The organism is Eggerthella timonensis (genome assembly GCF_900184265.1).
Classification (GTDB): domain Bacteria; phylum Actinomycetota; class Coriobacteriia; order Coriobacteriales; family Eggerthellaceae; genus Eggerthella; species Eggerthella timonensis.
Window position 1 is genome coordinate 2,539,664 of record NZ_FXXA01000002.1, and the last position, 24,256, is coordinate 2,563,919.

General features: G+C 68.7%; 25 protein-coding genes. 3 read left to right on the forward strand and 22 right to left on the reverse strand.

Going from position 1 to position 24,256, the window contains the following annotated elements; genetic code table 11:
* Nucleotides 1–11 precede the first annotated feature (11 nt).
* The 5 genes from C1A15_RS10600 to C1A15_RS10620 all read right to left on the reverse strand — a co-directional run bounded on the left by C1A15_RS10600 (nucleotide 12) and on the right by C1A15_RS10620 (nucleotide 5,330).
* Nucleotides 12–2,249, reverse strand: coding sequence for a polyribonucleotide nucleotidyltransferase (locus C1A15_RS10600; RefSeq protein ID WP_101722537.1), 2,238 nt, complete (start codon nucleotides 2,247–2,249; stop codon nucleotides 12–14).
* Nucleotides 2,250–2,403: 154 nt separating this feature from the next.
* Nucleotides 2,404–2,691 (reverse strand): 30S ribosomal protein S15, encoded by a 288-nt coding sequence (gene rpsO / locus C1A15_RS10605; protein ID WP_101722538.1) that lies wholly within the window; start codon nucleotides 2,689–2,691, stop codon nucleotides 2,404–2,406.
* Nucleotides 2,692–2,942: 251 nt separating this feature from the next.
* A complete protein-coding gene (locus C1A15_RS10610) occupies nucleotides 2,943–3,395 on the reverse strand; it encodes a GNAT family N-acetyltransferase (protein WP_180953073.1) in 453 nt (150 codons plus the stop codon).
* A gap of 69 nt (nucleotides 3,396–3,464) precedes the next feature.
* Entirely contained in the window at nucleotides 3,465–4,619 is a 1,155-nt protein-coding gene (locus tag C1A15_RS10615; RefSeq protein ID WP_101722540.1) for a sensor histidine kinase, read from the reverse strand.
* Nucleotides 4,620–4,631: 12 nt separating this feature from the next.
* The gene (locus C1A15_RS10620; RefSeq protein WP_101722541.1) at nucleotides 4,632–5,330 is read right to left on the reverse strand and encodes a response regulator transcription factor; all 699 of its coding nucleotides are present in this window, start codon (nucleotides 5,328–5,330) and stop codon (nucleotides 4,632–4,634) included.
* Nucleotides 5,331–5,623: 293 nt separating this feature from the next.
* On the opposite strand from C1A15_RS10620, the gene relB reads away from it, so the two are divergent.
* The 3 genes from relB (at nucleotide 5,624) to C1A15_RS10635 (ending at nucleotide 7,180) form a co-directional block, all read left to right on the forward strand.
* Nucleotides 5,624–5,851, forward strand: coding sequence for a type II toxin-antitoxin system RelB family antitoxin (relB, locus tag C1A15_RS10625; RefSeq protein ID WP_101722542.1), 228 nt, complete (start codon nucleotides 5,624–5,626; stop codon nucleotides 5,849–5,851).
* A complete protein-coding gene (locus C1A15_RS10630; RefSeq protein WP_245865001.1) occupies nucleotides 5,852–6,124 on the forward strand; it encodes a type II toxin-antitoxin system RelE family toxin in 273 nt (90 codons plus the stop codon).
* Nucleotides 6,125–6,397: 273 nt separating this feature from the next.
* Nucleotides 6,398–7,180, forward strand: coding sequence for a C39 family peptidase (locus C1A15_RS10635; protein ID WP_101722543.1), 783 nt, complete (start codon nucleotides 6,398–6,400; stop codon nucleotides 7,178–7,180).
* On the opposite strand, the gene C1A15_RS10640 is transcribed toward C1A15_RS10635, so the two are convergent.
* The 17 genes from C1A15_RS10640 to lepA form a co-directional block, all read right to left on the reverse strand.
* Nucleotides 7,165–7,416: a TIGR03905 family TSCPD domain-containing protein gene (locus C1A15_RS10640; RefSeq protein ID WP_101722544.1), complete on the reverse strand. Its 252-nt coding sequence runs from the start codon at nucleotides 7,414–7,416 to the stop codon at nucleotides 7,165–7,167. The genes C1A15_RS10635 and C1A15_RS10640 overlap by 16 nt on opposite strands.
* A gap of 40 nt (nucleotides 7,417–7,456) precedes the next feature.
* A complete protein-coding gene (gene recO, locus C1A15_RS10645) occupies nucleotides 7,457–8,227 on the reverse strand; it encodes a DNA repair protein RecO (RefSeq protein WP_101722545.1) in 771 nt (256 codons plus the stop codon).
* A 6-nt stretch (nucleotides 8,228–8,233) separates the two neighbouring features.
* Nucleotides 8,234–9,754: a PASTA domain-containing protein gene (locus tag C1A15_RS10650; RefSeq protein ID WP_101722546.1), complete on the reverse strand. Its 1,521-nt coding sequence runs from the start codon at nucleotides 9,752–9,754 to the stop codon at nucleotides 8,234–8,236.
* Between the two features lie 224 nt (nucleotides 9,755–9,978).
* Nucleotides 9,979–10,902: a GTPase Era gene (gene era, locus C1A15_RS10655; protein WP_101722547.1), complete on the reverse strand. Its 924-nt coding sequence runs from the start codon at nucleotides 10,900–10,902 to the stop codon at nucleotides 9,979–9,981.
* 20 nt (nucleotides 10,903–10,922) lie between these two features.
* Nucleotides 10,923–11,402, reverse strand: coding sequence for a diacylglycerol kinase family protein (locus tag C1A15_RS10660; RefSeq protein WP_101722548.1), 480 nt, complete (start codon nucleotides 11,400–11,402; stop codon nucleotides 10,923–10,925).
* A gap of 23 nt (nucleotides 11,403–11,425) precedes the next feature.
* Complete coding sequence (ybeY, locus tag C1A15_RS10665; protein WP_101722549.1) at nucleotides 11,426–11,887, reverse strand: rRNA maturation RNase YbeY; 462 nt, start codon at nucleotides 11,885–11,887, stop codon at nucleotides 11,426–11,428.
* A 5-nt stretch (nucleotides 11,888–11,892) separates the two neighbouring features.
* Nucleotides 11,893–12,849, reverse strand: a complete 957-nt coding sequence (locus C1A15_RS10670; protein WP_101722550.1) for a PhoH family protein — start codon at nucleotides 12,847–12,849, stop codon at nucleotides 11,893–11,895.
* A 101-nt stretch (nucleotides 12,850–12,950) separates the two neighbouring features.
* Nucleotides 12,951–14,060: a C39 family peptidase gene (locus C1A15_RS10675; RefSeq protein WP_101722551.1), complete on the reverse strand. Its 1,110-nt coding sequence runs from the start codon at nucleotides 14,058–14,060 to the stop codon at nucleotides 12,951–12,953.
* Nucleotides 14,061–14,501: 441 nt separating this feature from the next.
* A complete protein-coding gene (locus C1A15_RS10680) occupies nucleotides 14,502–15,833 on the reverse strand; it encodes a MiaB/RimO family radical SAM methylthiotransferase (RefSeq protein WP_101722552.1) in 1,332 nt (443 codons plus the stop codon).
* Complete coding sequence (locus C1A15_RS10685; RefSeq protein ID WP_101722553.1) at nucleotides 15,830–16,627, reverse strand: RsmE family RNA methyltransferase; 798 nt, start codon at nucleotides 16,625–16,627, stop codon at nucleotides 15,830–15,832. The genes C1A15_RS10680 and C1A15_RS10685 overlap by 4 nt, the downstream gene beginning before the upstream one ends.
* Nucleotides 16,628–16,637: 10 nt before the next feature.
* Entirely contained in the window at nucleotides 16,638–17,777 is a 1,140-nt protein-coding gene (dnaJ, locus tag C1A15_RS10690) for a molecular chaperone DnaJ (RefSeq protein ID WP_101722554.1), read from the reverse strand.
* 58 nt (nucleotides 17,778–17,835) lie between these two features.
* A complete protein-coding gene (gene hrcA, locus C1A15_RS10695; RefSeq protein ID WP_101722555.1) occupies nucleotides 17,836–18,849 on the reverse strand; it encodes a heat-inducible transcriptional repressor HrcA in 1,014 nt (337 codons plus the stop codon).
* A 488-nt stretch (nucleotides 18,850–19,337) separates the two neighbouring features.
* Nucleotides 19,338–20,450, reverse strand: coding sequence for a radical SAM family heme chaperone HemW (gene hemW / locus C1A15_RS10700; RefSeq protein WP_101722556.1), 1,113 nt, complete (start codon nucleotides 20,448–20,450; stop codon nucleotides 19,338–19,340).
* 14 nt (nucleotides 20,451–20,464) lie between these two features.
* On the reverse strand, nucleotides 20,465–21,448 hold the full coding sequence (gene dusB / locus C1A15_RS10705; protein ID WP_101722557.1) for a tRNA dihydrouridine synthase DusB: 984 nt from the start codon (nucleotides 21,446–21,448) through the stop codon (nucleotides 20,465–20,467).
* Nucleotides 21,449–21,674: 226 nt separating this feature from the next.
* The gene (locus C1A15_RS10710) at nucleotides 21,675–22,196 is read right to left on the reverse strand and encodes a nitroreductase family protein (RefSeq protein WP_101722558.1); all 522 of its coding nucleotides are present in this window, start codon (nucleotides 22,194–22,196) and stop codon (nucleotides 21,675–21,677) included.
* Nucleotides 22,197–22,218: 22 nt separating this feature from the next.
* Nucleotides 22,219–22,413: a hypothetical protein gene (locus tag C1A15_RS10715; RefSeq protein WP_101722559.1), complete on the reverse strand. Its 195-nt coding sequence runs from the start codon at nucleotides 22,411–22,413 to the stop codon at nucleotides 22,219–22,221.
* Between the two features lie 18 nt (nucleotides 22,414–22,431).
* Nucleotides 22,432–24,237 carry a translation elongation factor 4 gene (gene lepA, locus C1A15_RS10720; protein WP_101722560.1) on the reverse strand — a complete coding sequence of 602 codons (1,806 nt, stop codon included), beginning with the start codon at nucleotides 24,235–24,237 and terminating at the stop codon, nucleotides 22,432–22,434.
* Nucleotides 24,238–24,256: the final 19 nt, after the last annotated feature.

The following is a 24,256-nucleotide window of genomic DNA, read 5'->3' on the forward strand; positions in this document are numbered from 1 at the left end:
CGCCGGAAACGCTACGCGTCGTGGCGACGGCGCGGCGTGCGGCCGCCGTTGCCCTCGCGCCCGCTGCGGCCCGGACGGTTGTCGCGACCGCCGTTGCGCTCGCCGCGATCCCCGCGGTCGCCGCGCTCGCGACGCTCGCCGCTGGGGGCGGAGCCTTCGGGAGCGTCGGGCTTGTCGAGGCGGTCGAGCGAGATCTTGCCCGTCTTCGGATCCACCTCGAGCACTTCCACCTTGATGACGTCGCCGAGGTTGAGCACGTCCTCCACCTTGCCGACGCGGCCGTTGGCCACGCGGGAGATGTGCAGCAGGCCGTCCTTGCCGGGCGTCAGCTTGATGAACGCGCCGAAGTCCTTGATGCCCACGACCTCGCCGTCGAACTGCTCGCCCACCTCGGGCTCCTTGACGATGCCGAGGATCATGGCCTTCGCGGCCTCGCCGGCCGGGCCCTCGATGGCGGCGATGTGGATGGTGCCGTCCTCCTCGATGTTGATGCTGGCGCCCGTCTCCTCCTGGATGCCGCGGACGACCTTGCCGCCGCTTCCGATGACGTCGCGGATCTTGTCGACCGGGATGTGGATGGTCTCGATGCGCGGCGCGAACTCGGAGAGCTCCTCGCGGGGCGCGGAGATGGTCTCGAGCATGGCGTTGAGGATGTGGGCGCGACCTTCGCTCGCCTGCTTGAGCGCGCGGGCGAGGATGTCGACGGACAGGCCGCGGGCCTTGTTGTCCATCTGCAGGGCGGTGATGCCCTTCTCCGTGCCGCACACCTTGAAGTCCATGTCGCCGAGGAAGTCCTCGATGCCCTGGATGTCGGAGAGGATGACCACGTCGTCGCCCTCCTTGATGAGGCCCATGGCGATGCCCGACACGGGCGCCTTGATGGGCACGCCGGCGTCCATGAGGGCGAGCGTGGAGCCGCAGGTGGAGGCCATGGACGACGAGCCGTTCGACTCGAGGACCTCGGACACCACGCGGATGGCGTAGGGGAACTCGTCCTCGCTCGGCAGCACCGGGATGAGGGCGCGCTCGGCCAGCGCGCCGTGGCCGATCTCGCGGCGCTTCGGGGCGCCCATGCGGCCGGTCTCGCCCGTGCAGTACGGCGGGAAGTTGTACTGGTGCATGTAGCGCTTGCCCTCGGCGGGGTCGATGGTGTCGAGGCGCTGCCACTCGTTCAGCATGCCGAGCGTGCAGACGGAGAGCGCCTGCGTCTGGCCGCGCTGGAACAGGCCCGAGCCGTGCACGCGGGGCAGGTAGCCCGGCACGATGTAGAGCGGGCGGATGTCTTCGGGACGGCGGCCGTCGGCGCGCTCGCCCGTCTCGATCACCATGGCGCGCATGGCTTTCTTCTCGAGCTTCTTGAGCTCGGCGTTGACGTCGCCCTTCCACGCGGCGCGCTCCTCGTCGGAGAACTGCTCCTCCTTGATGCGGGCCTTGAGCTCTTCCACCTTACCCATGCGCGACAGCTTGTCGGCATCGTGCAGCGCGGCGGACATCTCGGACATGAACGGCGCGACGCGCTCGGCGATGGCCGGGTCCGCGACGTGGATGGGCCACTCGACCGGCACGATGTTCGCGCGATCGAGGAAGCGCTGCTGGGCCTCGCAGAACGCGGCGATGGCTTCCTGGCCGAACGTCATGGCGGCCAGCATATCCTCTTCGGAGATCTCGTCGGCGCCGGCCTCCACCATGGAGATGTAGTCGGCCGTGCCGGCGATGGTCAGCTCGAGGTCCGAGTTCTCGGACTCCTCGAACGTGGGGTTCACGATGAACTCGCCCGTCTCGACGTCGCGGCCGATGCGCACGCAGGCGGCGGGGCCGTCGAAGGGGGCCGCGCCCAGCATGAGGGCCGCGCTGGCGCCCATGACGCAGATGGTGTCGGGCGGGTTGATGCTGTCGACGACGAGCGTCGTGCACACGACGTGCACCTCGCGCTTGAAGCCGTCGGCGAAGCCGGGACGGATGGGACGGTCCACCATGCGGGCCGTCAACGTGCCCTTGTCGGAGGGACGCGCCTCGCGCTTGAGGTAGCCGCCCGGGATGCGGCCGACCGCGTACATCTTCTCGATGAAGTCGACCGTGAGGGGGAAGAAGTCGTAATCCTTTTCCTCCTTCGAGATGACGGCCGTGACGAGCACGGTCGTGTCGCCCTGCGTGACGACGACCGCGCCGGTCGCCTGCTTGGCGAGCTCGCCAGTCTCCAAACGGTACTGCTTTCCGTACAGTTCGAAGGATTCGACGATTTTTTCCATATGCTGCTTTCTTTCTCTTCACCTGAACGGCCCTAGTGCCGCCCAGCTTCTTCGGCGTCAGGGTACTTACCGTTCCCCCGCCGCCGCGAGCGGATGCGCCCTTGCGTCCCGCCCGCCGTCTATGTAAAAGCCCGCCGAAGCGGGCTTTCATACGCTAGATGGTGTCGCGGATGCCGAGCTGCTTGATGAGCGCGCGGTACTCCTCGATGTTGCGGTTCTTCACGTACTTCAGAAGACCGCGGCGCTTGCCGAGGAGCATCATGAGGCCGCGGCGGGTGTGGTTGTCCTTCTTGTGCACCTTGAGGTGCTCGGTGAGGTTGCGGATGCGCTCCGTGAGGATCGCGATCTGCACCTCGGGACTGCCCGAATCGCCTTCGCCCTTGCCGAATTCCTTGACGAGCTCGGCGGTGCGCTCCTTGCTGATGCTGAGTTTGCTGGCCATGTGCTATTCCACCTTTCGTTTGCAGCGCCTCGTCCGGGGCGCCGCTTCCTGCACGCCTGCCCGGCCCGGGCCCGCGTGCGTCGTATGCGCGTCCCTCTGGGTGGGCATGCGGTGAACATGCGGACCAAGCGGAACGTGCCTGCGTTTTCGCAGCCCGCCTATTGTAGCGGCAAGCGCCGCGCGCGGCAAGCGGGCGACGGGGCGCCCACAGGTTCCGCACAAAGCGCCGACGCTTCGTTGCCGCCCCGTCATCAGGACAGACGCAGCTCCATGAAGACGTCGGCCACCGGGTTTCCGCCGTAGCGCTCGATGTCGCAAAAGCCCAGCCGACGGTAGAGCGCGATGGCGCTCTCGCTCGTGGAGACGGTGTCGAGGCGCATGGCGGCGTACCCCCGCTCGCGCGCGAAGGATATGGCGCGCTCGGCGAGGCGGCGGCCCCAGCCTTGGCCCTGCAGGCGCTCGAACACGAACAGCGTCTTGAGCTCGCAGGTGCGCGCGTCGAGCGCGCGCACGCCGACGCACCCCACGATCCCGATGCCGTCCTCGACGAGGCACCAGAGCGCCTCGTAGGCCTCCTCGACGCGCTTCAGGTGCGCATGGCGCCCCTCGGGGTCGAACGAACGGCCCGATTCGGGCAGGCAGCGATGCAGGAACGCGAGCAGCTCCACATGGCGGCGCGGCTCGTAGTCGACGAGCTCGATCATGGGCGTCCTTCCCCTCTTCGACGACGGAGCTTCCATGGTAGCGCGCCTTCGTTTCGTCGGTGTTTCGCGTTACCGCGACACGACGCTGGGCCCCTGGGGGATCCAGATGGTGAACGACGTGAGGCCGGCGTCGCTCAAGGCGTAGATGTCGCCGCCGTGGGCGCGCGCGATCTCGCGGGAGATGGCGAGGCCGAGGCCCGCGCCGCCCGCCTGCGACCCGCGCGACTCGTCGGCGCGGTAGAACTTCTCGAAGATGCGCTCGAGGTGCTGCGGCGACAGCTCGCGGCCCTGGTCGCTCACCGTGAGCTCCCACCACACGAAGCCGTCGGCCGCCGTCACGAGGCCCGTGCGAACCTTCACGTCCGTCTCGGGGTCGGCGTAGGCCACCGCGTTCTTGATGACGTTGTTGAGCACGCGCGCCACGCGGCCCGCGTCGGCGAACACCGACAGCTCGGAGGGGCCCTCGTAGACCAGCTCGAGGCGGCGCCCCTCGGCCAGCGGGAAGAACTCGTCCATCACCTGGTTCACGAACAGCGCGCCGTCGAAGCGCGAGCGCTCGATGGGGATGGTCTGCAGGTTGTACCGCGTGATCTCGAAGAACTCGTCGAGCAGCTCCTCGAGCCGGTAGGCCTTGTCCAGCGTGATGTTCGTGTAGCGCTCGCGCACCTCGAGCGGCAGGTCGGGCGACTCCTCGAGCAGCGTGAGGTAGCCGATGATGGAGGTGAGCGGCGTCTTGATGTCGTGCGCCAGGTACACCACCAGCTCGTTCTTGCGCTCCTCGGCCGCCTTCGCGGCGCGCTCGTTCTGCTCGGAGGCGGCCTTGATGGTGTTGAGCGCGAGCGCGGTGGGCGCCAGCTCGCTCGGCAGCATGACGGGGCCGTCGCTCTTCGCCAGGATGTCGGACATCGAGTCGAGCAGCAGGTCGAAGTAGCGCAGGCCCCGGTTGATGCCCGAGCGCACCACGAGCACGATGCCGACCACGAAGCCGATGGCCGAGCATATCATGAACGCGCTGGCGATCGTCGTGTGCAGCAGGTAGTTGTAGTCGAGCAGCTCGTAGACGAAGTTCGACACGGTCGAGCCGAACACGGTCATGAAGCCGCCGTACAGCACGAAGTATATGACGACGAACAGGATGACGTTCACCACCGTGCGCCTCAGTATGGCGTTCGAGAGCCGCTTCGTCTGGTCGATCCGCGCCTGGGAGCGCGCAGGTGCCTCCATAGCTTCCTCCTCCTAGCCCAGCTTGTAGCCGACGCCCCACACCGTTTCGACGAACTCCTGGGACGAGTCGACGGCGGCCAGCTTCTTGCGCAGATGGCGGATGTGCACCATCACCGTGTTGTTGCTCTGGGCGTTGGCCTCCTCGCCCCACACCGCCTCGAACAGGTCGCGCGAGGCCACGGGATGGCCGCTGTCGCGCATGAGGCAGGCGAGGATGGCGAACTCCTTCGGCGTGAGGCCGAGCGGCTCGCCGTGGAGCGTGGCCGTGTAGGCGCCCTCGTCGAGCGCGATGCCGCAGCATTCGAGCACCCCCTGCGCGGGCGCCTTCCCCGCGTCGGCCGCCGCGCTGCGGCGCAGGCGGGCGCGGACGCGGGCGACGAGCTCGCGGGGTTTGAACGGCTTCACCACGTAATCGTCGGCTCCCAGCTCGAAACCCACCACCTTGTCGATCTCCTCGTCCTTCGCCGTGAGGAAGATGATGGGCGCCGAGCTCGTGCGCCTGAGCTCGCGACAGCAGGCGAACCCGTCCATGCCGGGCATCATGATGTCGAGGATGACGAGGTCGAAGGGCTCGCCCGCCTGCTCGGCCAGCAGGTCGGCCGCCGCGTAGAACACCGAGGGGGAGAACCCCGCCTCCACGAGCAGCTGCCCCACCAAGTCGGCGATGGCCTGCTCGTCGTCGCACACGGCGATGCGCATCTTCGATTCCACGCGTTCCTCCTCGCTCGCTTTCGCGCCCGTCCGGGCGGGGAGGCGCCCTTGCGCGCCTCCGTCTCGTGCCATTGTATAAGCCCCTGTCCGCGCTCGCGCCCCTGACGAGGCAAGATTAAGGAAAACTTAAGCAATCGGTTGGAATGAGCGTTGATGCGCGCAGAGCGCGCGGGCAAAGACCCTGAAGCGGCAGTTGCACATCCGAGACATGTTGCGTTCCTTCGCGCCGTTGACAACGTAAACGGATTAGACCATAATGAGTTGACAATGTAAACTCATGGAAGGAGGCACCTATGGCCATGACGGCATCGGCTATTCGGTTCGAACCGAACGAGAAAGAATGGATTGCCGCATTCGCCGAGATGAACGGTTCCACGTTTTCCGCGCAGGTGCGCCAGTGGACGCTCGAGCGCCTCGAGGACGAGCTTGACGCTCGGGACCTTTCGCAGGCGATCGAGGAAGACGACGGCACGCGCATTTCCTGGAGCAAGGCCAAGGCCGATCTCGGGCTGGCGATCTGATTGGGCTATTCGGTAGAGCTGACGAGCGGAGCGGCAAGGCAGCTGCAGAGCCTCGATCGCAAAACCCTGCTGCTGGTATCGGAGCTGATCGAGCGCCTTGACGGGTGCGAGAACCCCTGCATGCTCCCCAACGCGAAGAAACTCCAGGGAGTGAAGAACGGTTGGCGTTGGCGCTCCGGAACGTATCGCGTGCTCGGCACGGTCGACGGCAACCGCATAACGATCGAAGTGTTCAAGATCGGGCACCGTCGAGACGTATACCGCAACCTCTGACGGAAGACGGCGGCGAACACCTTGTCGATACGGCCGCCATGCCAGACGGCCGTATCGACATGCGCACACGCGAGACCCCTTCTCGAAGCATCCTTCATTAAGGAAAAATTAAGCAATCGGTTGACGTTTCTTCTGGGACGGGATAGGCGCGTCCGGGGGATACTTGACGGCGAGGACGGCGCGCCGAAAGCGGGCCGGAGGTCGTCCGGGGCAGCGCCTCGGACGACTCCTCGCTATCTCGTCTCACTGCCGAACGCCTTTGAGGAGGCTCCCATGCCGTATACGAACTCCTTCGACACGAGGCCCCGCCCGAACCGACCGGCCTATCGCGCCCAGCCGACCCGCCGCATGGTCGCTCCCCCGACCCGCGCCTACGCCGCGCCGGGCGCGCGCCGCTCGCCATCGCGCACGCCGGGGCAGCTCGCCGTCGTGCTCGCGCTGCTGGCCGCCCTCGGCGGCGCCTGCTGGTACGCCGTGAGCACGCTGGGAGGCATGGTCGCCGGAGCGGAGGCGAGCGGAACCTCCGCCGCCGGGCCGCAGTCGACGCCGCAGAGCGCCTGGAAGGCCGGCGAGGTGCCCGCGTTGTACCAGCGCGACCCCGCCTGGGCGAACGGCACCTACGCCGAGGACTCGTTCGGCACGACGGGCTGCGGGCCTACGTGCCTCGCCATGGTGTACGTGGCGCTGACCGGCAACGCCGATATGACCCCGGCCGACATGGGGACGTTCTCCGAGCGCCTCGGCTGCGCCACGCCCGACGGCACCGCCTGGACGTTCATGACCGAGGGAGCGGCCGAGCTGGGGCTCGTGGCCGAGGAGGTGCCCGCCGACGAGGCGAGCGTGCGCCGAGCCCTGCTGTCCGGCTCCCCCGTCATATGCAGCGTCGGGCCGGGCGACTTCACCAGCACGGGGCACTTCATCGTGCTCGCGGGCATCGACGAGCAGGGCCGCCTGCTCATCCGCGACCCCAACAGCCCCGAGCGCACGGGCAAGGCCTGGGACTTCGGCACCGTGCTGGGCCAGTGCCGCGCGATCTGGTCCTATACGGCCGCCTGACGCGCTTCGCGCAGCCCCTTCACCAGCTGATCGGCGCAGGAGGTGCTGCGCCGACCGCAGGTGTTGCCTTCGAGCGCCGCGGCGACCTCCTCCACCGTCATGCCCTCGATGAGCTTGGACACGGCCTTGAGGTTGCCGTTGCAGCCGCCGACGAACTCGACGCGCGCCACCTTGTCGCCGTCGAGGTCGATGCCGATCGCGCGCGAGCAGACGCCGCGCGGCGTGAACTGGTACATGCCCCTCTCCTTCCCCGTACGGGCCAGCGCCCGCACGTTTTCAAAACAATCCGCAGGTGAACAGAAAGTTCAGCGATTTCAGATTCGACCCCACGTGCTCGTGCACCCACTGCTGGCAGAAGCGCAGCACGGCGAACGAGGCGGAAGGGTCCACCTCGAGGGCCTTGATCTCGGCGAACGTGGAGCCCAGCAGCGCCCGGCACCACGCCACCGTGGAGGCCGGCACGAGGACCGTCTCGACGTTCGGCCGGCACGCGGCGCACACCGTGCCGCCCTCCTGGTACGAGAGCGGCACGAGGGCGTCCGTCGGAGCGGGTGCGACGTCGCGCCCGCAGCCCACGCACACGTCGAGGCTCGGGCGCAGCCCCGCGAACGCGAGCGTCTTGAGCAGATGGGCGGCGCACACCGCCGGCACCTGGGCGGCCTCGACCCGTCCCAAGCTGGCCAGCGCCGCGCGCGTGAGCGCGAACAGGCGGGGGTTCTCGAGGCCCATCTGCGTGACGCGGTCGAGCAGCTCGGCCATGGGCGCGGCGCCGGCGGCGTGCTCGATGTCGCGCCGCAGCCGGTCGTTGCTCTCGACGAGCCGCACTTCCTTCACGATGTCGAGGCTGCGCCCGCGCGCGACGAGCGCGTCGGCCACCGAATACAGCTCGAGGCGTGCGGCGAACGAGCTGGTGGGCTTGCGCGCGCCCTTCGCCACAGCCCGCATCTGCGAGCCGTCCTCGGCGAGCATGGTCACGATGAGGTCGCTCTCGCCGAGCTTCGTCTTGCGCAGCACGATGGCGCGCGCGTCGTAGGTGGGCTGGGACACGCGGGCCTACGAAATGCTGGCGATGGCGTTGTCGCTCGTCCAGACGATGGCGCCGCTCTTCTGCTTCGAGGAGCCGTACACGGTCTCGCCGTCGAGCGAGGTCACCGCCTTGCCCGTAATGGTGAACGACGTGGTCTCGTTGCCCTCGTACTTCACCGCGTCCACCGATTCCACCAGGTAGGCCGTGCCGCCGATGGTGATGGGCTCGCCCGAGCCCTGCACGCCGCCGAGATACGACAGCGCAGCCTGCTCGAGCTCGGAAGCGCGCGACAGAGCGATGGACACGGTCACCGAAGAGCCCGAATCGGCCTTCTCGCCGGCGCCGGGATCGGTGCCCAGCACGGTGCCGGGCGCTGCGCTCTCGTCGTACACGTAGCTGGCCACGGCCTCGTACCCCTCGTCCTGCAGCAGCTTGGACGCCTCGTCCCACGTCTTTCCGACCACGTCGGGAACGGTGAAGGGCACGGCTACCGTGACGGTGATCTCGGTGTTGGCGGTCGCCTTCGACCCTGGCTCGGGGGCTATGCCCAGCACGAGCCCTTCGTGCTCGTCGGACTTCTCGGTGACGAAGGTGACGTTCTTGAAGCCGTCCTTCTCGAGCTGGCCGGCCACCTCGTCGCGCTGCTTGCCCACGGCATCGGGGATCGTGCGCGCCTCGGAGACGTGGATGGTGACCTCGGAGCCGGCTTCCTCGCGCGCGCCGGCGGCGGGATCCATGAGCAGCACGACGCCCTCGGTGTCGTCGGACTTGATCTTCTCCTCGTGCACGGTGAAGCCCTTGGACTCCAGCACGTAGACGGCGTCGGACTGGGTCATGGAGACGACGTCGGGCAGCATCTTGCCGCCCCACAGCTCCAGGTAGTACGTGACTCCCGCCGCTCCGCCGCCGAGGACGAGCAGGCAGACCAGCACGATGGCCACGATCTTGCCCTTGCCGCCCTTCTTCTGGTTGGCGTCGGGCGCGCGGAATTCCTTTTGCTTCGGGGCGGCCTGGCCCTCGATGCGGGGCATCTCCATGGTGTCTCCCGGCCCCCACGACTTCTTCGGCGGCACGTAGCCCGCATCGACGAGGCATTCGTCGAAGCCCGAGAAATCGGAGCGTCCGGACACCGGCTCCTCGTCGGGACGGCGGGGCACGAACGGCGTGAGATCATCGGCAGCGCGCGCGGCCTCGTCGTCCCCGACGGAGGCGAAGTCGAACGCGTTGCCGTTCTCGTCGACGTTGACGCCCGCCACGTCGATGGCGGGGAGGCTCGAACGGTCGAGCGGGCCCGAGGCGTCGGGGCCGTCGGAAACAGACTCGTCGGCGGACACGACGCCCTCGAAGTCGGGATCGAGCCCGTCGGCGGCTCGGTCCGCTTCGGGCGCACGTTCCTCGGGGGCCTCGTCGGCCGCGATCGAGCGCAGCGTCGCATCGCTCGTGGACGCTGCGGCAACGGCCGCCATGCGGCCGGTCAGCGGAAACCCGCACTCGTTGCAGAATTTCGCGCCGTCTTTGTTATCGGATTGGCAGTTCGGACAGATCATGCTGGCTTACTCCCTCGCGCAAATGGCACCTCCTGCGATTGTAGCCGAAAACGGCCCGCCCGCAGCGGGACAACGCACCGATTGCGCGCTTCGTGACAATACCTGCAGAAAAACGTCCCATATGCGAGCAAATGGGTGAGACAGAGGGACGGGGGTAACGTCTCATTCGCAACCGAATGAGACGTTACCCCCGTCCCTCTGTCTCACCGGGCAACCGGAATTCCCTACGCGCCCTCGCCGTAGCCGAAGCGGCGGATCTGGCTGGCGTCGCGGCGCCAGTTCTTCTTCACCTTCACCGACAGGTCGAGGAACACCCGGCAGCCCAGCAGCTGCTCGAGGTCCGTGCGCGCCTCGGTGCCGATCTGCTTGATGGCCGCGCCCTTCTTGCCGATGATGATGCCCTTCTGGCTGTCGCGCTCCACGTACACGATGGCGTAGATGCGGTAGAGGTCCTTCTTGCGGTCGTACTCCATCTCCTCCACGTGGACGCCGATGGCGTGGGGCACCTCGTCGTGGAACGAGCGCAGGATCTTCTCGCGGATGAACTCGGCCACCACCACCTCGATGGGCTGGTCGGTCTCCATGTCGGCGGGGAACCACGCCGGCCCCGGCGGCAAGAGCGCCACCACCTCGTCGACGAAGTCCTGCACATGCTCGCCCGTGGCGCTCGATAGCTCCACGACGGCGTCCCAATCGCCCAGCTGGGCGGCCGCGAAGCGCTGGCGGTCCAGCTCGCCCTCGTCCACGAGATCGATCTTCGACAGCACGAGGATCTTCTTCGACCGCGCGCGCGAAAGCTGGGCGGCCACCCATTCGTCGCCCGTGCCCACGGGCTTGGACGCGTCCACAAGGAAGGCGACCACGTCCACGTCCTCGAGCGCTTTGAGCGCCGAGGTGTTCAGCTCCTCGCCGAGGGCGTCGTGGGGCTTGTGCAGGCCCGGCGTGTCCACGAGGATGAGCTGGAACTCGTCGCGGGTCAGCACGGCGCGGAAGCGGTGGCGCGTGGTCTGCGCCGTATCCGACGTGATGGCGATTTTCTTGCCCATGATGGCGTTGATCAGCGTGGACTTGCCCGCGTTCGGGCGCCCGACCAGCGTGACGAACCCGGATTTGAAGGATTCGCCCTTCGGGGGAAACATATCGGTCATCGATGGAACCTTTCTCGGTATCAGCTCAGGAGCGCCAAAAGGCGCGGGACGAACACGGCGGCGGCGACCGCCACGGCGCCGAGCGCGCACACGAGCACCGCGCCGGCGGCGCAGTCCTTCGCGCGCTTGGCGAGCTCGGCGTACTCGGGCGACACGAGGTCGACCACCGACTCGAGCGCCGTGTTCAGGCACTCGGCGGCCAGCACGACCGCGATGCAGATGGCGATGGCGGCCCATGACGGGGCGTCGATGCCGAGCACGATGCCGAGCGCGACCGCCGCAGCGCCCACCGCGAAGTGTATCTTCATGTTGCGCTGCGTCCGCGTGGTGTAGGCGATGCCCTCCCAGGCGCACGAAAACGCGCGCCCGAGCGAGAACCGGGCGCGCGAGCCTTTGTCCGCGTCGTTGCGAACGAAACGATCGTCTTCGCGCGCGCCGCCCTCCGGCGACGCCGCCCCCTCGGCGCGATCGTCTTCATCCACGGCGTTGGTCGCATCCATGCAATCCCGCCCCTCCCCCGGCCTTACCGCTTGGACCAAGCTTCGAGGATCTCCGCCTCGCGCTTCTCCATGACCTCGGCCTCGTCGTCCTCGATATGATCGTAGCCGCACAGGTGCAGCAGGCCGTGCACGAGCAGCAGGCTGATCTCCTCCTCGAAGGTGGTGCCGAACTCGCGCATCTGACGCGAGGCCACGTCGGGGGCGATGATCACGTCGCCCAGCTCGAAGATGGGATCCTCCGCCAGGGTCATGGCCGACAGGTCGTCGTCCACGCCGTCGCATTCGAAGGACAGCACGTCGGTGGGGCCTTCCTTGTGACGGTAGCGCTCGTTGAGCTCGGCGATGGCCTCGTCGGTGACGAAGCTGATGGACACCTCGGTGTTGAAGGGCTTGTCCTCGCGCGCGAGCACGAACTGCGTGAGCTCGTGCAGCGGCAGCTTCTCGAGGTCTTCTTTGCGATAATCGTAGTTGATCTGGATGTCCATGGTACTCAAGCCTTTCTGCTTGCCTGATCGTAGGCCGAGACGATGGCGGCCACCAGCGAATGGCGCACCACGTCCTTGCCCGTGAAATCGCAGAACGCGATGTCGTCGATGCCTTCGAGGATGGCGCGCACGCCCTTGAGGCCCGAGATGCCGCGCGGCAGGTCGAGCTGGGTCACGTCGCCCGTCACCACCATCTTGGAGCCGAAGCCCAGGCGCGTGAGGAACATCTTCATCTGCTCGGGCGTGGTGTTCTGAGCCTCGTCGAGAATGATGAAGCTGTCGTTCAAAGTGCGCCCGCGCATGAACGCGAGCGGGGCGATCTCGATGACGCCGCTCTCGATGAGCTGCGTAGCGCGCTCCATGTCGGTCATGTCGAACAGCGCGTCGTAGAGCGGGCGAATATATGGATCTACCTTCTCCGTGAGGGTGCCGGGCAAAAAGCCCAGGCTCTCCCCCGCCTCCACCACGGGGCGCGTGAGGATGATGCGGCCGACCTCCTTGCGCTTGAGCGCGGCCACGGCCATGGCCATGGCGAGGTAGGTCTTGCCGGTGCCCGCGGGACCGATGCCGAAGGTGATGGTGTGCTCGCGGATGGCGTCCACGTAGCGCTTCTGGCCCGCCGTCTTCGGGCGGATGGCCCGTCCGCGGTACGTGAGCAAGATGTCCTCGCGCAGCGCAGCGGGGCTGAACTCGGCCGTGCGCAACAGGTCGATGGCATGGCGCACGTACTCCAGCGTGGGCTCGCCGCCGCCTTCCACGAGCTTGATGAGGTCGGAGAACAACGCCGTGAGCGATTGCACCTCGAGCGGGTCGCCCTCGAGCACGATCGTATCGCCGCGCACGGTGATACGCGCCTGGAACGCGTCTTGCACGACGTGGAGAATCTCGTCCGCAGGCCCGACGATCAGCGCCATGTTCACGCTTTGCGGGGCCGTGAGGGTGATTTGCGTTTGGTCTGTCATGGGGGCATTGTACCACGTACGGCTGCGACCGGCCTCGATGTCATCGAACCGACAAGGGAATATGGTGCAGGTGCTCAATTTTGGACGGGAGCGGCGCCGCGTCAGGCGAGCCGGTAGGCCCATAGCGCCTTCGTCTGGCCGAGCACCGTGTCAACGCTCCAAGCTTTGTTCGAGCGCTCGGCCGAATACGGGTCGTTGACGGAGAGGTTCCCCTCGTCGTCGATGCCCGTGACGACGAAGAAGTGCCCGTTGTCGGTGAAGTCGCCGGGGCCCACGTTGCAGACGAGCACGGCGCCGTCTTCGAGCGCGGCTCGCACGCTGCCCGCATCGGCGGCGAGCGTCTCGCAGGAGAGCCCGAGCGAAGCGGCCTCGTCGACGAGGAACGTCGCGTCGGTGCCGTCGAACTGCGTCTCGTAGCCGCCGTCGCTCGCGCGCTTGCCCATGTCGTACGGCGAGAGGTCGCCCTTGCCGGTGAGGCCCTGGTACACCATGGAGAGCGACGTGGGGCAGCAGCCCGTCAGCGCGAACGCCGTGGAGCTGTAGACGGTGGACCCCCAGCGGGAATCCCACTGGTAGAGGCGCGGCACCTCGCCGGAGGCGGGGTCGTCCGTGCCAAAGGCGCTCTCGGCGGGATAGGCGTCGGGGAACGTGCGCACGAAGGACACGGCCTCGGGTTCGACCGCGGCCAGCTTGAGCAGCTTGTACTGCACGGCCTCGCCGTCGACGGCGTAGGCACCCGGATGGGCGGCGATCCATGCGGCGTCGTCGCTCGTCTCGGCCGCTTCTACGAGCCGGGCGGCCAGCTCGTCGCCGAGCACGGCCTTGAGCTCGCCTTCGTCGATGGGATCGCGGGGCGCCTGCTGCTCGACGGGGGCCTGGTCGGCCTCGTCCAGCTCCGGCGCCGCCGCGCCGGCGGCCATGCAGCCGCGGACGCCCGCGACGAGCGCGATGACGAGCACGACCGCGGCGAGCGCGATCGCGAGGCGCTTGGGCCCGACGGCGCGCACGAGGTTCGTCGCAGCCTCAAAGAGGGCGAAGAGGGGCTCCGGGCCGTGCGCCTCCCACGAGCGCCGATTGCCCGTTCCGGGACGGCTCGAACGGAGGCGGCCCGAGCTGATCGGCTCATGCGCGGCGGGCGCCCCTCCGCGCATGCGGGCCTGGCGCTCCTCGAGCCTCCTCCGCGCTCGCTCGCGCGCTTCGTCATCGGCCATAGGCGCCTCCCGTCCTCTCCCGGCCTTTCAGGAAACCATATCATACCTGATCCTATGGGGAGGAATCTTCCCCGAAGCGGCACAATACGACGCAGACTGCGCACCTGCGCGCAGGAGCTCCGTTCGCGGCGGTCCTTCCGAAGAGCCGCCACGAGGCCCCGGCGCCGTCGAAAGCTCAAGCCGTGGCGGTTTTCGACGGAAATCCGCTATCCGGAACGCCCGGATCGCGCTGGTGCGACGAACCTAGCCCGCATCTGCTGCATTTCGCCTGATAGGAAACCGCGTTCGCAAAGCATGTTCGGGAAAGCCCCAAGGCCGAACGCGGATTTCCGTCGAAAACCGCCATATCCGAGCCGTTCCCCTGCACAGGCCGTCCCCCCCTCCCTCGGAGCGGGATCGCGCGGCGCCGTCGCCGTCCGGCCCGCACCGGCGACGACGCGGCTACATCGTCGCCTTCACGAGCGTGCCCAACGGGGCACCGACGGGAGCGGGCAGCTCGAAGTAGCTTTCCGACATGGCCACGCCGCCTTCCTCGACCAGCGCGAGCTCGACGGTTCCCACGCGGCGGGCGCGCTCGGACGCGCGCAGCTCGTCGCCGAGGGCGCGCAGCGCGGCTGCTCGGGCCGCCTTGACCTCGGCAGGCACCTGGTCGGCGCGCGCGGCGGCGGGCGTGCCGGCGCGGCGCGAGTACGGGAAGGCGTGGATCTTCGCGAAGCGGCAGGCGCGCGCGAGGGCGAGCGTCTCCTGGAACTCGGCATCGGTCTCGCCCGGGAAGCCCGCGATGATGTCGGTGGACAGCGCCAGCTCGGGCACGGCGGCGTAGAGCCGCTCCACGAGCGCGCGGAACCGCTCCGCGTCGTAGGGGCGCGCCATCTCGCGCAGCACCTTCGAGCTTCCCGCCTGCAGCGGCAGGTGCAGATGGCGGCAGACGCGCCCGTCGGCGGCGGCGAGGAGGTCGATGAGCGCGTCGTCCACGTCGCGCGGCTCGACGCTCGAGATGCGGAAGCGCACGGGGAACGCGCCGGGCTCGTGCAGGTCCGCCGTCTCGTCGAGCAGGCGGCGCAGCAGGCCGGCCAGGCGCGTCGCGGACGGGTCGCGGCGCTCGCCGTCGCAGTACGAGCCCAGGTTGATGCCCGTGAGCACGATCTCGCCCGCGCCCGCCCGCGCGTACGCCGCGCACTCGCGCACGACCTCGTCGGCGGGGCGGCTCGTCGCCCGGCCGCGCGCCACGTGCACGATGCAGTACGTGCACGCGTTGTCGCACCCGTCCTGCACCTTGACCCCCACCCGGGTGCGGAACCCGGATCCGATATGCAAAAGGGGAGCCTCGCTCGACGGGGACGCCTCGCGCGCCGCGCCGGAGGGAGAGCCCGCGGGCTCCTCGGTTCGCGCGGCGGGGGCGTTGGCAGGATCGGCAGGCTCGTCGGCGGAGCCCTGGGAGGGACGGGCCTCGCACCAGTCCCGTATCGCGTCGGCGAGCTGGGCCTTCCCCACCACGGTGACGCGGTGGTCGAGAGCCTCGTAGAACGCCGCGTCGATGGCGGCGGCGCAGCCGGTGACCAGGACGCGGGCGCGATCGTTCGCGCGCAGGGCGCGGCGCACGGCCTTGCGGGTCTTCTTCTCGGCCTCGCCGGTGACCGTGCACGTGTTGACCACGATGAGGTCGGCTTCCGCTTCGGGCGTCTCCACGCCGCACGCGGCGAGACGCGCCGCCGCGTCGTCAGACTCGACGCGGTTCACCTTGCACCCCAAGTTGACGACGGCGAAGTTCATCGCGCGCCCGCCCTCGCGCGACGCTCCAGCTCGTACAGCACGAGCGCGGGCGCCACGATGCCGGCGGTCTCCGTGCGCAGGATGGACGGGCCGAGCGACACGAGCGAGGAGCGGGGGTTGCAGGCCGAAAGCGCCTCCACCTCGCGCTCGGTCAGGCCGCCCTCGGGCCCCACCACCACGACCACGCGAGCGCCCTGCGCCGCCGGGCCGCCGCCGAGCGCACGGTCGAGCGCGACGTCGAGCCGCGACGCGCTGGGAGCCTCCTCCCAGCACACGAGCACCGCCGCGGCCGTCTCCAGCAGCGCGCACGTCTCCCCCAGGCCCGCCGGCTCCCGCACCTCGGGCACGGCCGGCTGCCCCGACTGCATGGCCGCGCTCTTCGCGATGGCGCGCCAGCGCTCGGCCTTCGCCGCGCCCTTGCGGGCGTCGAGCCGCACGATGGAGCGCTCGCATGCCAGGGGCGCGAAGGCGGACACGCCCAGCTCGGTGGCGTGGCGGATCACCGTCTCCATCTTGTCGCCCTTGGCCAGGCCTTGCACGAGCGTCACCGACGGACCCGCGTCTGCGCGCTCGAAGCGCTGCGCGATGCGCACGACCGGCAGCGCCTCGTCGAACGCGACGATCTCGCAAGCGAAGTAGTCCTGCGCCGCGTCCACCACCGCGATGCGCTCGCCCGGCGCCAGCCTGAGCACCCGGGCGTGCTTCGCGTCGTCGGCCTCGAGGCGCAGCGGGAACGCCGCGGCCTCCTCGTCGGCCAGCACCTGGTCGCGCAGGTAGAAATGCTGCAGGGACATCGCGGGTCCGCTAGTTGAACGCGTCGCGGAGCTTCTGGAGCGGGGTGCGCTCGTCGGCGACGTTCTCGCCCAGCTCCTCGGCCAGCTGCTCCAGCAGCTCGCGCTGCTTCTTCGTCACCTTCTTGGGCACCACCACGTTCACGTGCACGAACATGTCGCCGCGCGACTCGCTGCGGAACTTCGGCATGCCGAAGCCCTTCACGCGCACCACCTGCTCGTTCTGGCAGCCTTCGGGGATGCGCACCTGCACCTTCTCGCCCTCGAAGATGCCGTCGATCTCGATCTCGGCTCCGAGGGTGGCCTGCACGATGGACACGTTCGCCCGCGCGTGCAGGTTGTCGCCGTCGCGCTCGAAGAACTCATGCGGCTGGATGCGGCACGTGACGATGAGGTCGCCCGGGCGCGCGCCGTGCATGCCGGCCTCGCCGAAGCCGGACAGGCGCAGCTGCTGCGCGTCGCGGATGCCCACGGGCACCTCCACGGTGACGCGCTGGCGGTCGGGCACGCGGCCCTGGCCCTCGCACTCGGGACACGGGTTCTCGATGGTGTGGCCCGTGCCGCCGCAGGTCTTGCACGTGGTGGCCGTCTGCATGTCTCCGAGGAACGTGTGCTGGATGGTGACCACGCGGCCCTGCCCGTGGCAGTCGGGGCAGGTGACCTCGCGACCGTCGGGGCCGAGGCCCGAGCCCTCGCAGTCGGGGCACGGGGCGAGACGGTCGTAGACGATCTCCTTCTTCGCGCCGGCGGCCACTTCCTCGAGCGTCAGGCGCAGGCCCACGCCCATGTCGCGGCCCTCCTTGCGCATCGGCGTGCGGCCGGTCGCCTGCCCGCCGAAGAAGGAGCTGAAGATGTCGCCCATGCCGAAGCCGCCGCCGAAGAGGTCCTCGAAGTCGACGTAGCCGCCGCCCCCGTAGGGGCTGCCGCCGCCGGCCGCGCCCGGAATGGTGCCGAAGCGGTCGTATTGGGCGCGCTTCTGCGCGTCGGACAGCACGTCGTAGGCCTCGTTCAGCTCTTTGAACTGGTCTTCGGCATCGGGCGCCTTGTTCACGTCCGGATGAAGCTCGCGCGCGCGCCGACGGAACGCCTTCTTGATCTCGTCTTCGGTTGCCTCGCGGGACACGCCCAGAACTTCGTACAGATCCTTCGCCATCTTGCTTTCGAAACCTTTCCTCGAGGACGGCGCGTCCCGCGCCGCCGCCACATGTCGTTTATACGTCCTCCAGCGCCGCGCTCGCTATGCGCACCGCCTGGATCACCTTGGAATAGTCCATGCGCGTGGGCCCCACCACGGCCACGACGCCCGCCGATGCGCCGCGCCCGTAACGGCTGGCCACCACCGACACGCCCGCCAGCGCGGCCGCGTCGTTCTCGCGCCCGATGCGCACGCTGGGAACGCCCGCGCTTCGCCGGGCGGCGTCGTCGAGGATCTGCAGCAGCACGGTGTCGTCCTCGAGCACCTGCATGACGGGCAGCAGCGCCTGGGACTGGCTGAACTCGGGCTTCGTCAGAAGCGAGCTGACGCCCAGGCGATGGGTGCGCGACGCGTCGCCTTCCTGCAGGCACGACAGCACCTCGTCGAGGGCCATGCGCACGAGCGGGTCGCGGAACGCCTCGACCATGCCCTCGCCCAGGCCGTCCTCGATCTCCTGCAGGGACTTGCCGCCCATGACCTCGGAGAGGAAGCGCTGAACGCGGGCCAAGTCGTCGGGGGACACCTCTTCGGCGAACTCCATCTGGCGGTTGAACACCTGGCCGTCCTCGGTGACGAGCACCACGAGGGCGCACTGCGGGGACAGCGAGATGAGCGAGAGCTGCTTGATGTGCAGGTTCAGCACCGACGGCGCCAGCACGATGGACAGGCAGTCGGTGAGGCGGGTGAGCGCCGACGACGTCTGCTCGAGCAGCGCATCGAGCTCGCTCGCGCTGCGGCGCAGCTGGTCGACGACGGGCCGGTAGCGGTCGTCGTCGCCGGCGAGGTCGGAGGCGAGCAGGTTGTCGACGAACGCGCGGTAGCCGAAATCGGTCGGGATGCGCCCGGCAGACGTGTGCGGCTGCGTGATGTAGCCGCCGTCCTCGAGAACGGACAGCTCGTTGCGCACCGTGGCCGGGCTCACGCCCAGCTGATAGCGCTCCGTCAACGTGCGCGACCCCACGGGCAGAGCGCGCGCGACGTACTCTTCGATGAGGGCGCTCAGCACCCGTTGCCTTCGATCCGAAAGCACGCTCCTCCACCTACCTCTCTCTTACCGGTCTCTTGCCGGTCCGCGTTCCCCGAACCCGAACCCGAACCATAGTAACGCATCATATTAGCAGCCGAAAGCCGAGAGTGCTAACGACAGTCGCAAATTGTGGAGAAACTCGACGGTTACTGCACATGGGACGCGCGTGCCAGTCGCGCGCGCGGCACCCACGATCGCGTGCCGCCCGGAAGCCCTGCAGGCTCCCGGGCTATTCGCGACACGCGAATCGGCGCGTTTCAAGCAGTTTTTGCGTTTTGCGCGCATCGGAAGCGCGCTTTTCAGGGCAATCGCCGTACGCCACCTATGCGATCAGGGCTTATGTGCATAACGCAGCGCGAGCTTCGGGCAAAAACCGCCCGCATGCAAGCTTAAAACGCGCAAAACGCAAAAATTGCTTGCTTCCGGGCGATTCTCGCGCTGCCGTTCCCTCAATGCATGCACGGAGAAGGCGGGAGCGCGAAGGGCCTGGCCTAGGGCGCCAGGTCGAACAGCTCGCCGTACAGCTCGTTGCCGCAGAGCCAACCTCGCTCGGTGGGGCGCCAGCGGCCTTTCGCATGCTCGACGAGGCCGCGCTCCTCGAGGGCGGCCAAGGTCGCGGGCGCTTCGGGAAGCAGCTCGGCGGCCCGCGCGACGCGCTCGTCGGACACGCCGTCGGTCATGCGCATGCCCAGCATGAGGTCCTCGGCGGCCATCTGGCGCGGATCGAGGTCGTCGGTGACCGCGCCGTCCTTCACCCGCATGCGGCGCTCGGCGTTCTGCGTCATCGTGGCGGCCGAGCGGCCGAGCCCCAGGTAGGGCACGCCCGTCCAGTACGCGATGTTGTGGCGGCAGCGGTAGCCGGGGCGGGCGTAGCTCGCCACCTCGTAGCGCTCGAAGCCCGCCTCGGCCAGCACGCGCGCGGCGATCTCCATGTGCGCGGCCTCCACGTCGTCGTCGGGCTCCTCGAGCTCGCCCGCCAACACCGCGGCGTCGAAGGGCGTGTGCGGCTCGATGGTCAGCGGGTACACGCTCACGTGCGTCGCGCCGAGGCGCACCGCCTCGCGCACGCCGGCCTCGAAGCTCTCCGCGCTCTGCCCCGGGATGCCGCACATGAGGTCGAGGCTCACGTTGTCGAAGCGCGTGCGCGCCGCCTCGACGGCGCGGCGGGCGTCCTCGGAGGAATGCGCACGGCCGAGCGTGCGCAACACCTCGTCGTCGAAGCTCTGCACGCCGATGGACAGGCGGTTCACGCCGAGGGCCCAGATATCGCGCACCATGCGCTCGGTGAGGCTCTCGGGGTTCGCCTCCATCGTGCACTCCACCTCGGGCGTGAGGTGCATCGACAGCGACAGCGTGTACAGCAGCATCGACAGGCCCGCCAGGCCCACGTGGCTCGGGGTGCCGCCGCCGAGGTACACCGTCTCGAGCGCGCCCAGCTCGCCCTCCTTCGCCTTGCGGCGGATCTGCAGGCTGAGGTCCTCCACGTAGGCGTCGATCTCGGGGGAGCCGGCGGGCACGGCCGCCGTGGCGAAGTCGCAGTAGGCGCAGCGCTTCACGCAGAACGGCAGATGCAGGTAGAGCGCCTTGTACGGATCGTGCGGCATGCGCGCCTCGCTTCTCACTCGTGGGCTGCGCCGTGCGCGCAGGCGCACGCCAGCAGCTCGTCGAACACCTCGTCGAAATCCTCCACCGACACGCAGCCGTTGATCCGGCCGCGCGCGGCCGCGGCGCCCGGCAGCCCCGCCAGGTACCACATCGCGTGCTTGCGCATGCGCACGATGTTCTTGCCCTCGCGCGCGCCGAGGAGCCGCGCATGACGGCGCGCGAGCGCGATGCGCTCCTCGATGCCGGGAGCCTCGGGCTCGGGCTCTCCTGCAAGCGCGGCCTTGGCCTGCGCGAACAGCCATGGGTTGCCCTCGGCCCCGCGGGCGATCATCACGGCGTCGCAGCCCGTGCGCGCGACGAGGGCCACAGCGTCGGCGCCGCTCCTCACGTCGCCGTTGCCGATGACGGGCACGCTCACGGCCTCCTTCACCCGCGAGACGGCGTCCCATTCGGCGCTGCCGCGGTACAGCTGCTCGGCGTAGCGCCCGTGCACGGCCACGGCGCACGCCCCCGCGTCCTCCATGCGGCGCGCGAACGCGGGAGCGGTCTCAACGCCCTGCGCCCAACCGCGGCGGAACTTCACCGTGACGGGACAGCTCACAGCCCGCGCCACGGCGCGCACGATGGAGGCGGCCAGCTCCGGATCCTTCATGAGCGCCGAGCCGTCGCCCTTCGACACGATCTTGCGCGCGGGGCAGCCCATGTTGATGTCAAGGTAGGCCAGCGCCTCCCCCATCTCGCGCTCGATCCACGCGGCCTGGGCGGCCATCGTGTCGGGCTCGTGGCCGAACAGCTGGACGGCCACCTGGTCCTCCCCCGGCGCGAGGCGCAGCAGGTGCCGCGTCTTCTCGTTCGCGTAGGAAAGCCCCTTGGCCGACACCATCTCGGTGTAGGTGAGATCGGCGCCCTGCTCGCGGCAGAGCGCGCGGAAGGCCTCGTCGCTCACGCCCGCCATGGGGGCGAGCAGCAGGCGGTGTGTTTGGAAGAATTCGAACATGACTCATTTCCTCGCGGCTTCGGGTAGTTTTTGGCGGAAACCGCCCCTATTGGCAATCGGCTTCAGCGACTGCGGTTCTGTCGGGCAAGCCGAACAGGGACGATGGGAAAATCGATGCGACAGTTCGCGAAACCGAAGCCGGGACGCTTGCCAATAGAGGCGGTTTCCGCCGCAACGTCCCGCGGAGCGCGCCGTCGGATCCCAAGCCGCTCCAAGACGCGCGCCCCTATCCGACCCAGACGACGCCGCTCAGGCGCGCGTGCGAGCGCCCCTCGGCGGCCGCGTAGCCCAGCGCGCAGACGCCGTGCACGACGCTGCCGGCGGGAACGCCGAGCTCGTCGAGCTCGGCGCGCACGGCGGGCTCGTCGCAGACGCCCTGCAGCTGGTTGATCCACACGCTGCCGATGCCCAGCGAGTGCGCGGCCAGCATCATGTTCTCCATCGCGCAGCCGTCGTCCTCGCGGGCGAACGGCGCGTCGGCCGCGTGCGCGACGATCACGATGGCGCGGGGCGCGTACATGTCGTAGGCCGCGCGGCCGAGCGCGACGCGCACGGCCTCGGCCAGGCGCGCGATGCGGGCGCGGTCGTCCACGACGACGAACGTCCATTCCTGGCGGTTGTTGGCCGACGGGGCCCACTGCCCGCAGGACACGATGGCCTCGAGGTCCTCGCGCGCGACGGGCGCATCCTCGAAGGAGCGGATGGAGCGGCGCGACAGGATGGCGTCGATGACGGCGTTGGTCTTCATGGGAGGTCCTTTCCCCGGCGCCTTACGCGGCCAGGATGTCGATCATGTTGACGGCGGCGAACAGGAACAGCACCACGATGCCCACCACCGCCACGAGGCAGCCGCAGCCCAGCGCCAGCTTCGAGCCGCCCGATGTGGCGGCCTTGAGCTCGTCCTTCGCGGCCTTCTTCTCGTCGAACGGATCGTCCAGCCAGTCGAAATCGTCTTTGCGTGCCATACCTCACCTGCCCTTATGCTAGTCGTCCACCTTCAGGATGGCCATGAACGCTTCCTGCGGGACCTCGACGTTGCCGATGTTCTTCATGCGCTTCTTGCCGGCCTTCTGCTTCTCCAGCAGCTTGCGCTTGCGGCTGATGTCGCCGCCGTAGCACTTCGCCAGCACGTCCTTGCGCTTCGCCTTCACCGTCTCGCGGGCCAGCACGCGCCCGCCGATGGCGGCCTGGATGGGCACCTCGAACATCTGGCGCGGGATGATGCTGCGCAGCTTCTCCGTGAGGACGCGGCCGCGATCGTAGGCCTTGTCCTTGTGGATGATGAACGACAGCGCGTCCACCGGCTTGCCCGACAGCAGGATGTCCAGCTTCACCAGCTTCGAGGGCTTGTAGTCGTCGAAGTCGTAGTCGAGCGAGGCGTAGCCCTTCGTGTTGGACTTCAGCTTATCGAAATAGTCCATGATGAGCTCCGAGAGCGGGATCTCCCACAGCATCTCCACCGTCGTCGGGGACAGGTAGTTCATCGTGACGAAGGTGCCGCGGCGCGCCGTGGTCAGCTCCATGACCGCGCCCACGTAATCGGGCGGGATGAGGATCTTCGCCTTGAGGTAGGGCTCCTCGATGCGCTCGATCTCGCCGGGATCGGGCATCTCCTGGGGCGAGTGCAGGCTGATCATCTCGCCGCCGGCCCGGTACACGTGGTATTCCACGCTGGGCGCCGTGGCCAGCAGGTCGAGGCCGAACTCGCGCTCGAGGCGCTCCTTGATGACCTCCATGTGCAGCAGGCCGAGGAAGCCCACGCGGAAGCCGAAGCCGAGCGCATGCGATTTCTCGGGCTCCCAGGCCAGCGCCGGGTCGTTGAGCGACAGCTTCTCGAGCGCCTCCTTCAGCGGCTCGTACTGGTCGCCGTCGATGGGGAACAGGCCCGTGAACACCATCGGCTTGGCCTCGCGATAGCCCGGCAGCGGCTCCGACACGCCGCCCTTGACGGCGGTGATCGTGTCGCCCACCTTCACCTGGCGCACGTCCTTCAAGCCCGTGACCAGGTAGCCCACCTCTCCCACCGACAGCGTCGGCAGCGGCGTCTCGGCGGGGCGGCGCGCGCCCACCTCCTCCACGAGCACCTCGGTGCCCGTGGCCATCATGAGCACGCGATCACCCTTCTTCATGGAGCCGTCCACCACGCGCACGAGCGCCACCACGCCGCGGTACGGGTCGAAGTACGAGTCGAAGATGAGCGCGCGCAGAGGCGCGCCCGCGTCGCCCTCCGGGGCGGGGATGTTGTAGACCACGGCCTCCAGCAGATCGTGCACGCCGACGCCCGTCTTGCCCGAGGCGAGCACCGCGTCGTCGGCGGGGATGGCGAGGCCCTCCTCGATCTCCTCGCGTACGCGCTCGGGCTCGGCGGCGGGAAGGTCGATCTTGTTGATGAGCGGGACGATCTCGAGGTTCGCGTTCATGGCCATCATGGCGTTCGCCACGGTCTGCGCCTCGACGCCCTGGGTGGCGTCCACCACGAGCACGGCGCCCTCGCACGCGGCCAGCGAGCGGCTCACCTCGTAGGTGAAGTCCACGTGGCCCGGCGTGTCGATGAGGTTGAACTGGTAGGTCTGGCCGTCGTCGGCCGTGTAGTCCACGCGCACCGCCTGGCTTTTGATGGTGATGCCGCGCTCGCGCTCGATGTCCATGCTGTCAAGCAGCTGCGCCTGCATGTCGCGGCTGGCCACGGTGCCCGTGAGCTCGAGGATGCGGTCGGACAGCGTCGACTTGCCATGATCGATGTGCGCGATGATGGAGAAGTTGCGGATGAAGTTCGGATCGGTGGTCATAGCCTGTCTTTCACGTCGT

What these genes read in the sequence shown, in the direction of transcription:
- relB (WP_101722542.1), top strand. Translation starts at nt 5,624, where the DNA reads ATGGCCATGACGGCATCGGCTATTCGGTTCGAACCGAACGAGAAAGAA.
- C1A15_RS10660 (WP_101722548.1), bottom strand. Translation starts at nt 11,402, where the DNA reads ATGGATGCGACCAACGCCGTGGATGAAGACGATCGCGCCGAGGGGGCG.
- C1A15_RS10715 (WP_101722559.1), bottom strand. Translation starts at nt 22,413, where the DNA reads ATGGCACGCAAAGACGATTTCGACTGGCTGGACGATCCGTTCGACGAG.
- C1A15_RS10680 (WP_101722552.1), bottom strand. Translation starts at nt 15,833, where the DNA reads ATGAACTTCGCCGTCGTCAACTTGGGGTGCAAGGTGAACCGCGTCGAG.
- lepA (WP_101722560.1), bottom strand. Translation starts at nt 24,237, where the DNA reads ATGACCACCGATCCGAACTTCATCCGCAACTTCTCCATCATCGCGCAC.
- C1A15_RS10675 (WP_101722551.1), bottom strand. Translation starts at nt 14,060, where the DNA reads ATGGCCGATGACGAAGCGCGCGAGCGAGCGCGGAGGAGGCTCGAGGAG.
- hemW (WP_101722556.1), bottom strand. Translation starts at nt 20,450, where the DNA reads ATGCCGCACGATCCGTACAAGGCGCTCTACCTGCATCTGCCGTTCTGC.
- era (WP_101722547.1), bottom strand. Translation starts at nt 10,902, where the DNA reads ATGACCGATATGTTTCCCCCGAAGGGCGAATCCTTCAAATCCGGGTTC.
- C1A15_RS10685 (WP_101722553.1), bottom strand. Translation starts at nt 16,627, where the DNA reads ATGTCCCTGCAGCATTTCTACCTGCGCGACCAGGTGCTGGCCGACGAG.
- dnaJ (WP_101722554.1), bottom strand. Translation starts at nt 17,777, where the DNA reads ATGGCGAAGGATCTGTACGAAGTTCTGGGCGTGTCCCGCGAGGCAACC.
- dusB (WP_101722557.1), bottom strand. Translation starts at nt 21,448, where the DNA reads ATGTTCGAATTCTTCCAAACACACCGCCTGCTGCTCGCCCCCATGGCG.
- C1A15_RS10710 (WP_101722558.1), bottom strand. Translation starts at nt 22,196, where the DNA reads ATGAAGACCAACGCCGTCATCGACGCCATCCTGTCGCGCCGCTCCATC.
- C1A15_RS10610 (WP_180953073.1), bottom strand. Translation starts at nt 3,395, where the DNA reads ATGATCGAGCTCGTCGACTACGAGCCGCGCCGCCATGTGGAGCTGCTC.
- C1A15_RS10615 (WP_101722540.1), bottom strand. Translation starts at nt 4,619, where the DNA reads ATGGAGGCACCTGCGCGCTCCCAGGCGCGGATCGACCAGACGAAGCGG.
- ybeY (WP_101722549.1), bottom strand. Translation starts at nt 11,887, where the DNA reads ATGGACATCCAGATCAACTACGATTATCGCAAAGAAGACCTCGAGAAG.
- C1A15_RS10635 (WP_101722543.1), top strand. Translation starts at nt 6,398, where the DNA reads ATGCCGTATACGAACTCCTTCGACACGAGGCCCCGCCCGAACCGACCG.
- C1A15_RS10670 (WP_101722550.1), bottom strand. Translation starts at nt 12,849, where the DNA reads ATGACAGACCAAACGCAAATCACCCTCACGGCCCCGCAAAGCGTGAAC.
- C1A15_RS10600 (WP_101722537.1), bottom strand. Translation starts at nt 2,249, where the DNA reads ATGGAAAAAATCGTCGAATCCTTCGAACTGTACGGAAAGCAGTACCGT.
- rpsO (WP_101722538.1), bottom strand. Translation starts at nt 2,691, where the DNA reads ATGGCCAGCAAACTCAGCATCAGCAAGGAGCGCACCGCCGAGCTCGTC.
- C1A15_RS10650 (WP_101722546.1), bottom strand. Translation starts at nt 9,754, where the DNA reads ATGATCTGTCCGAACTGCCAATCCGATAACAAAGACGGCGCGAAATTC.
- C1A15_RS10640 (WP_101722544.1), bottom strand. Translation starts at nt 7,416, where the DNA reads ATGTACCAGTTCACGCCGCGCGGCGTCTGCTCGCGCGCGATCGGCATC.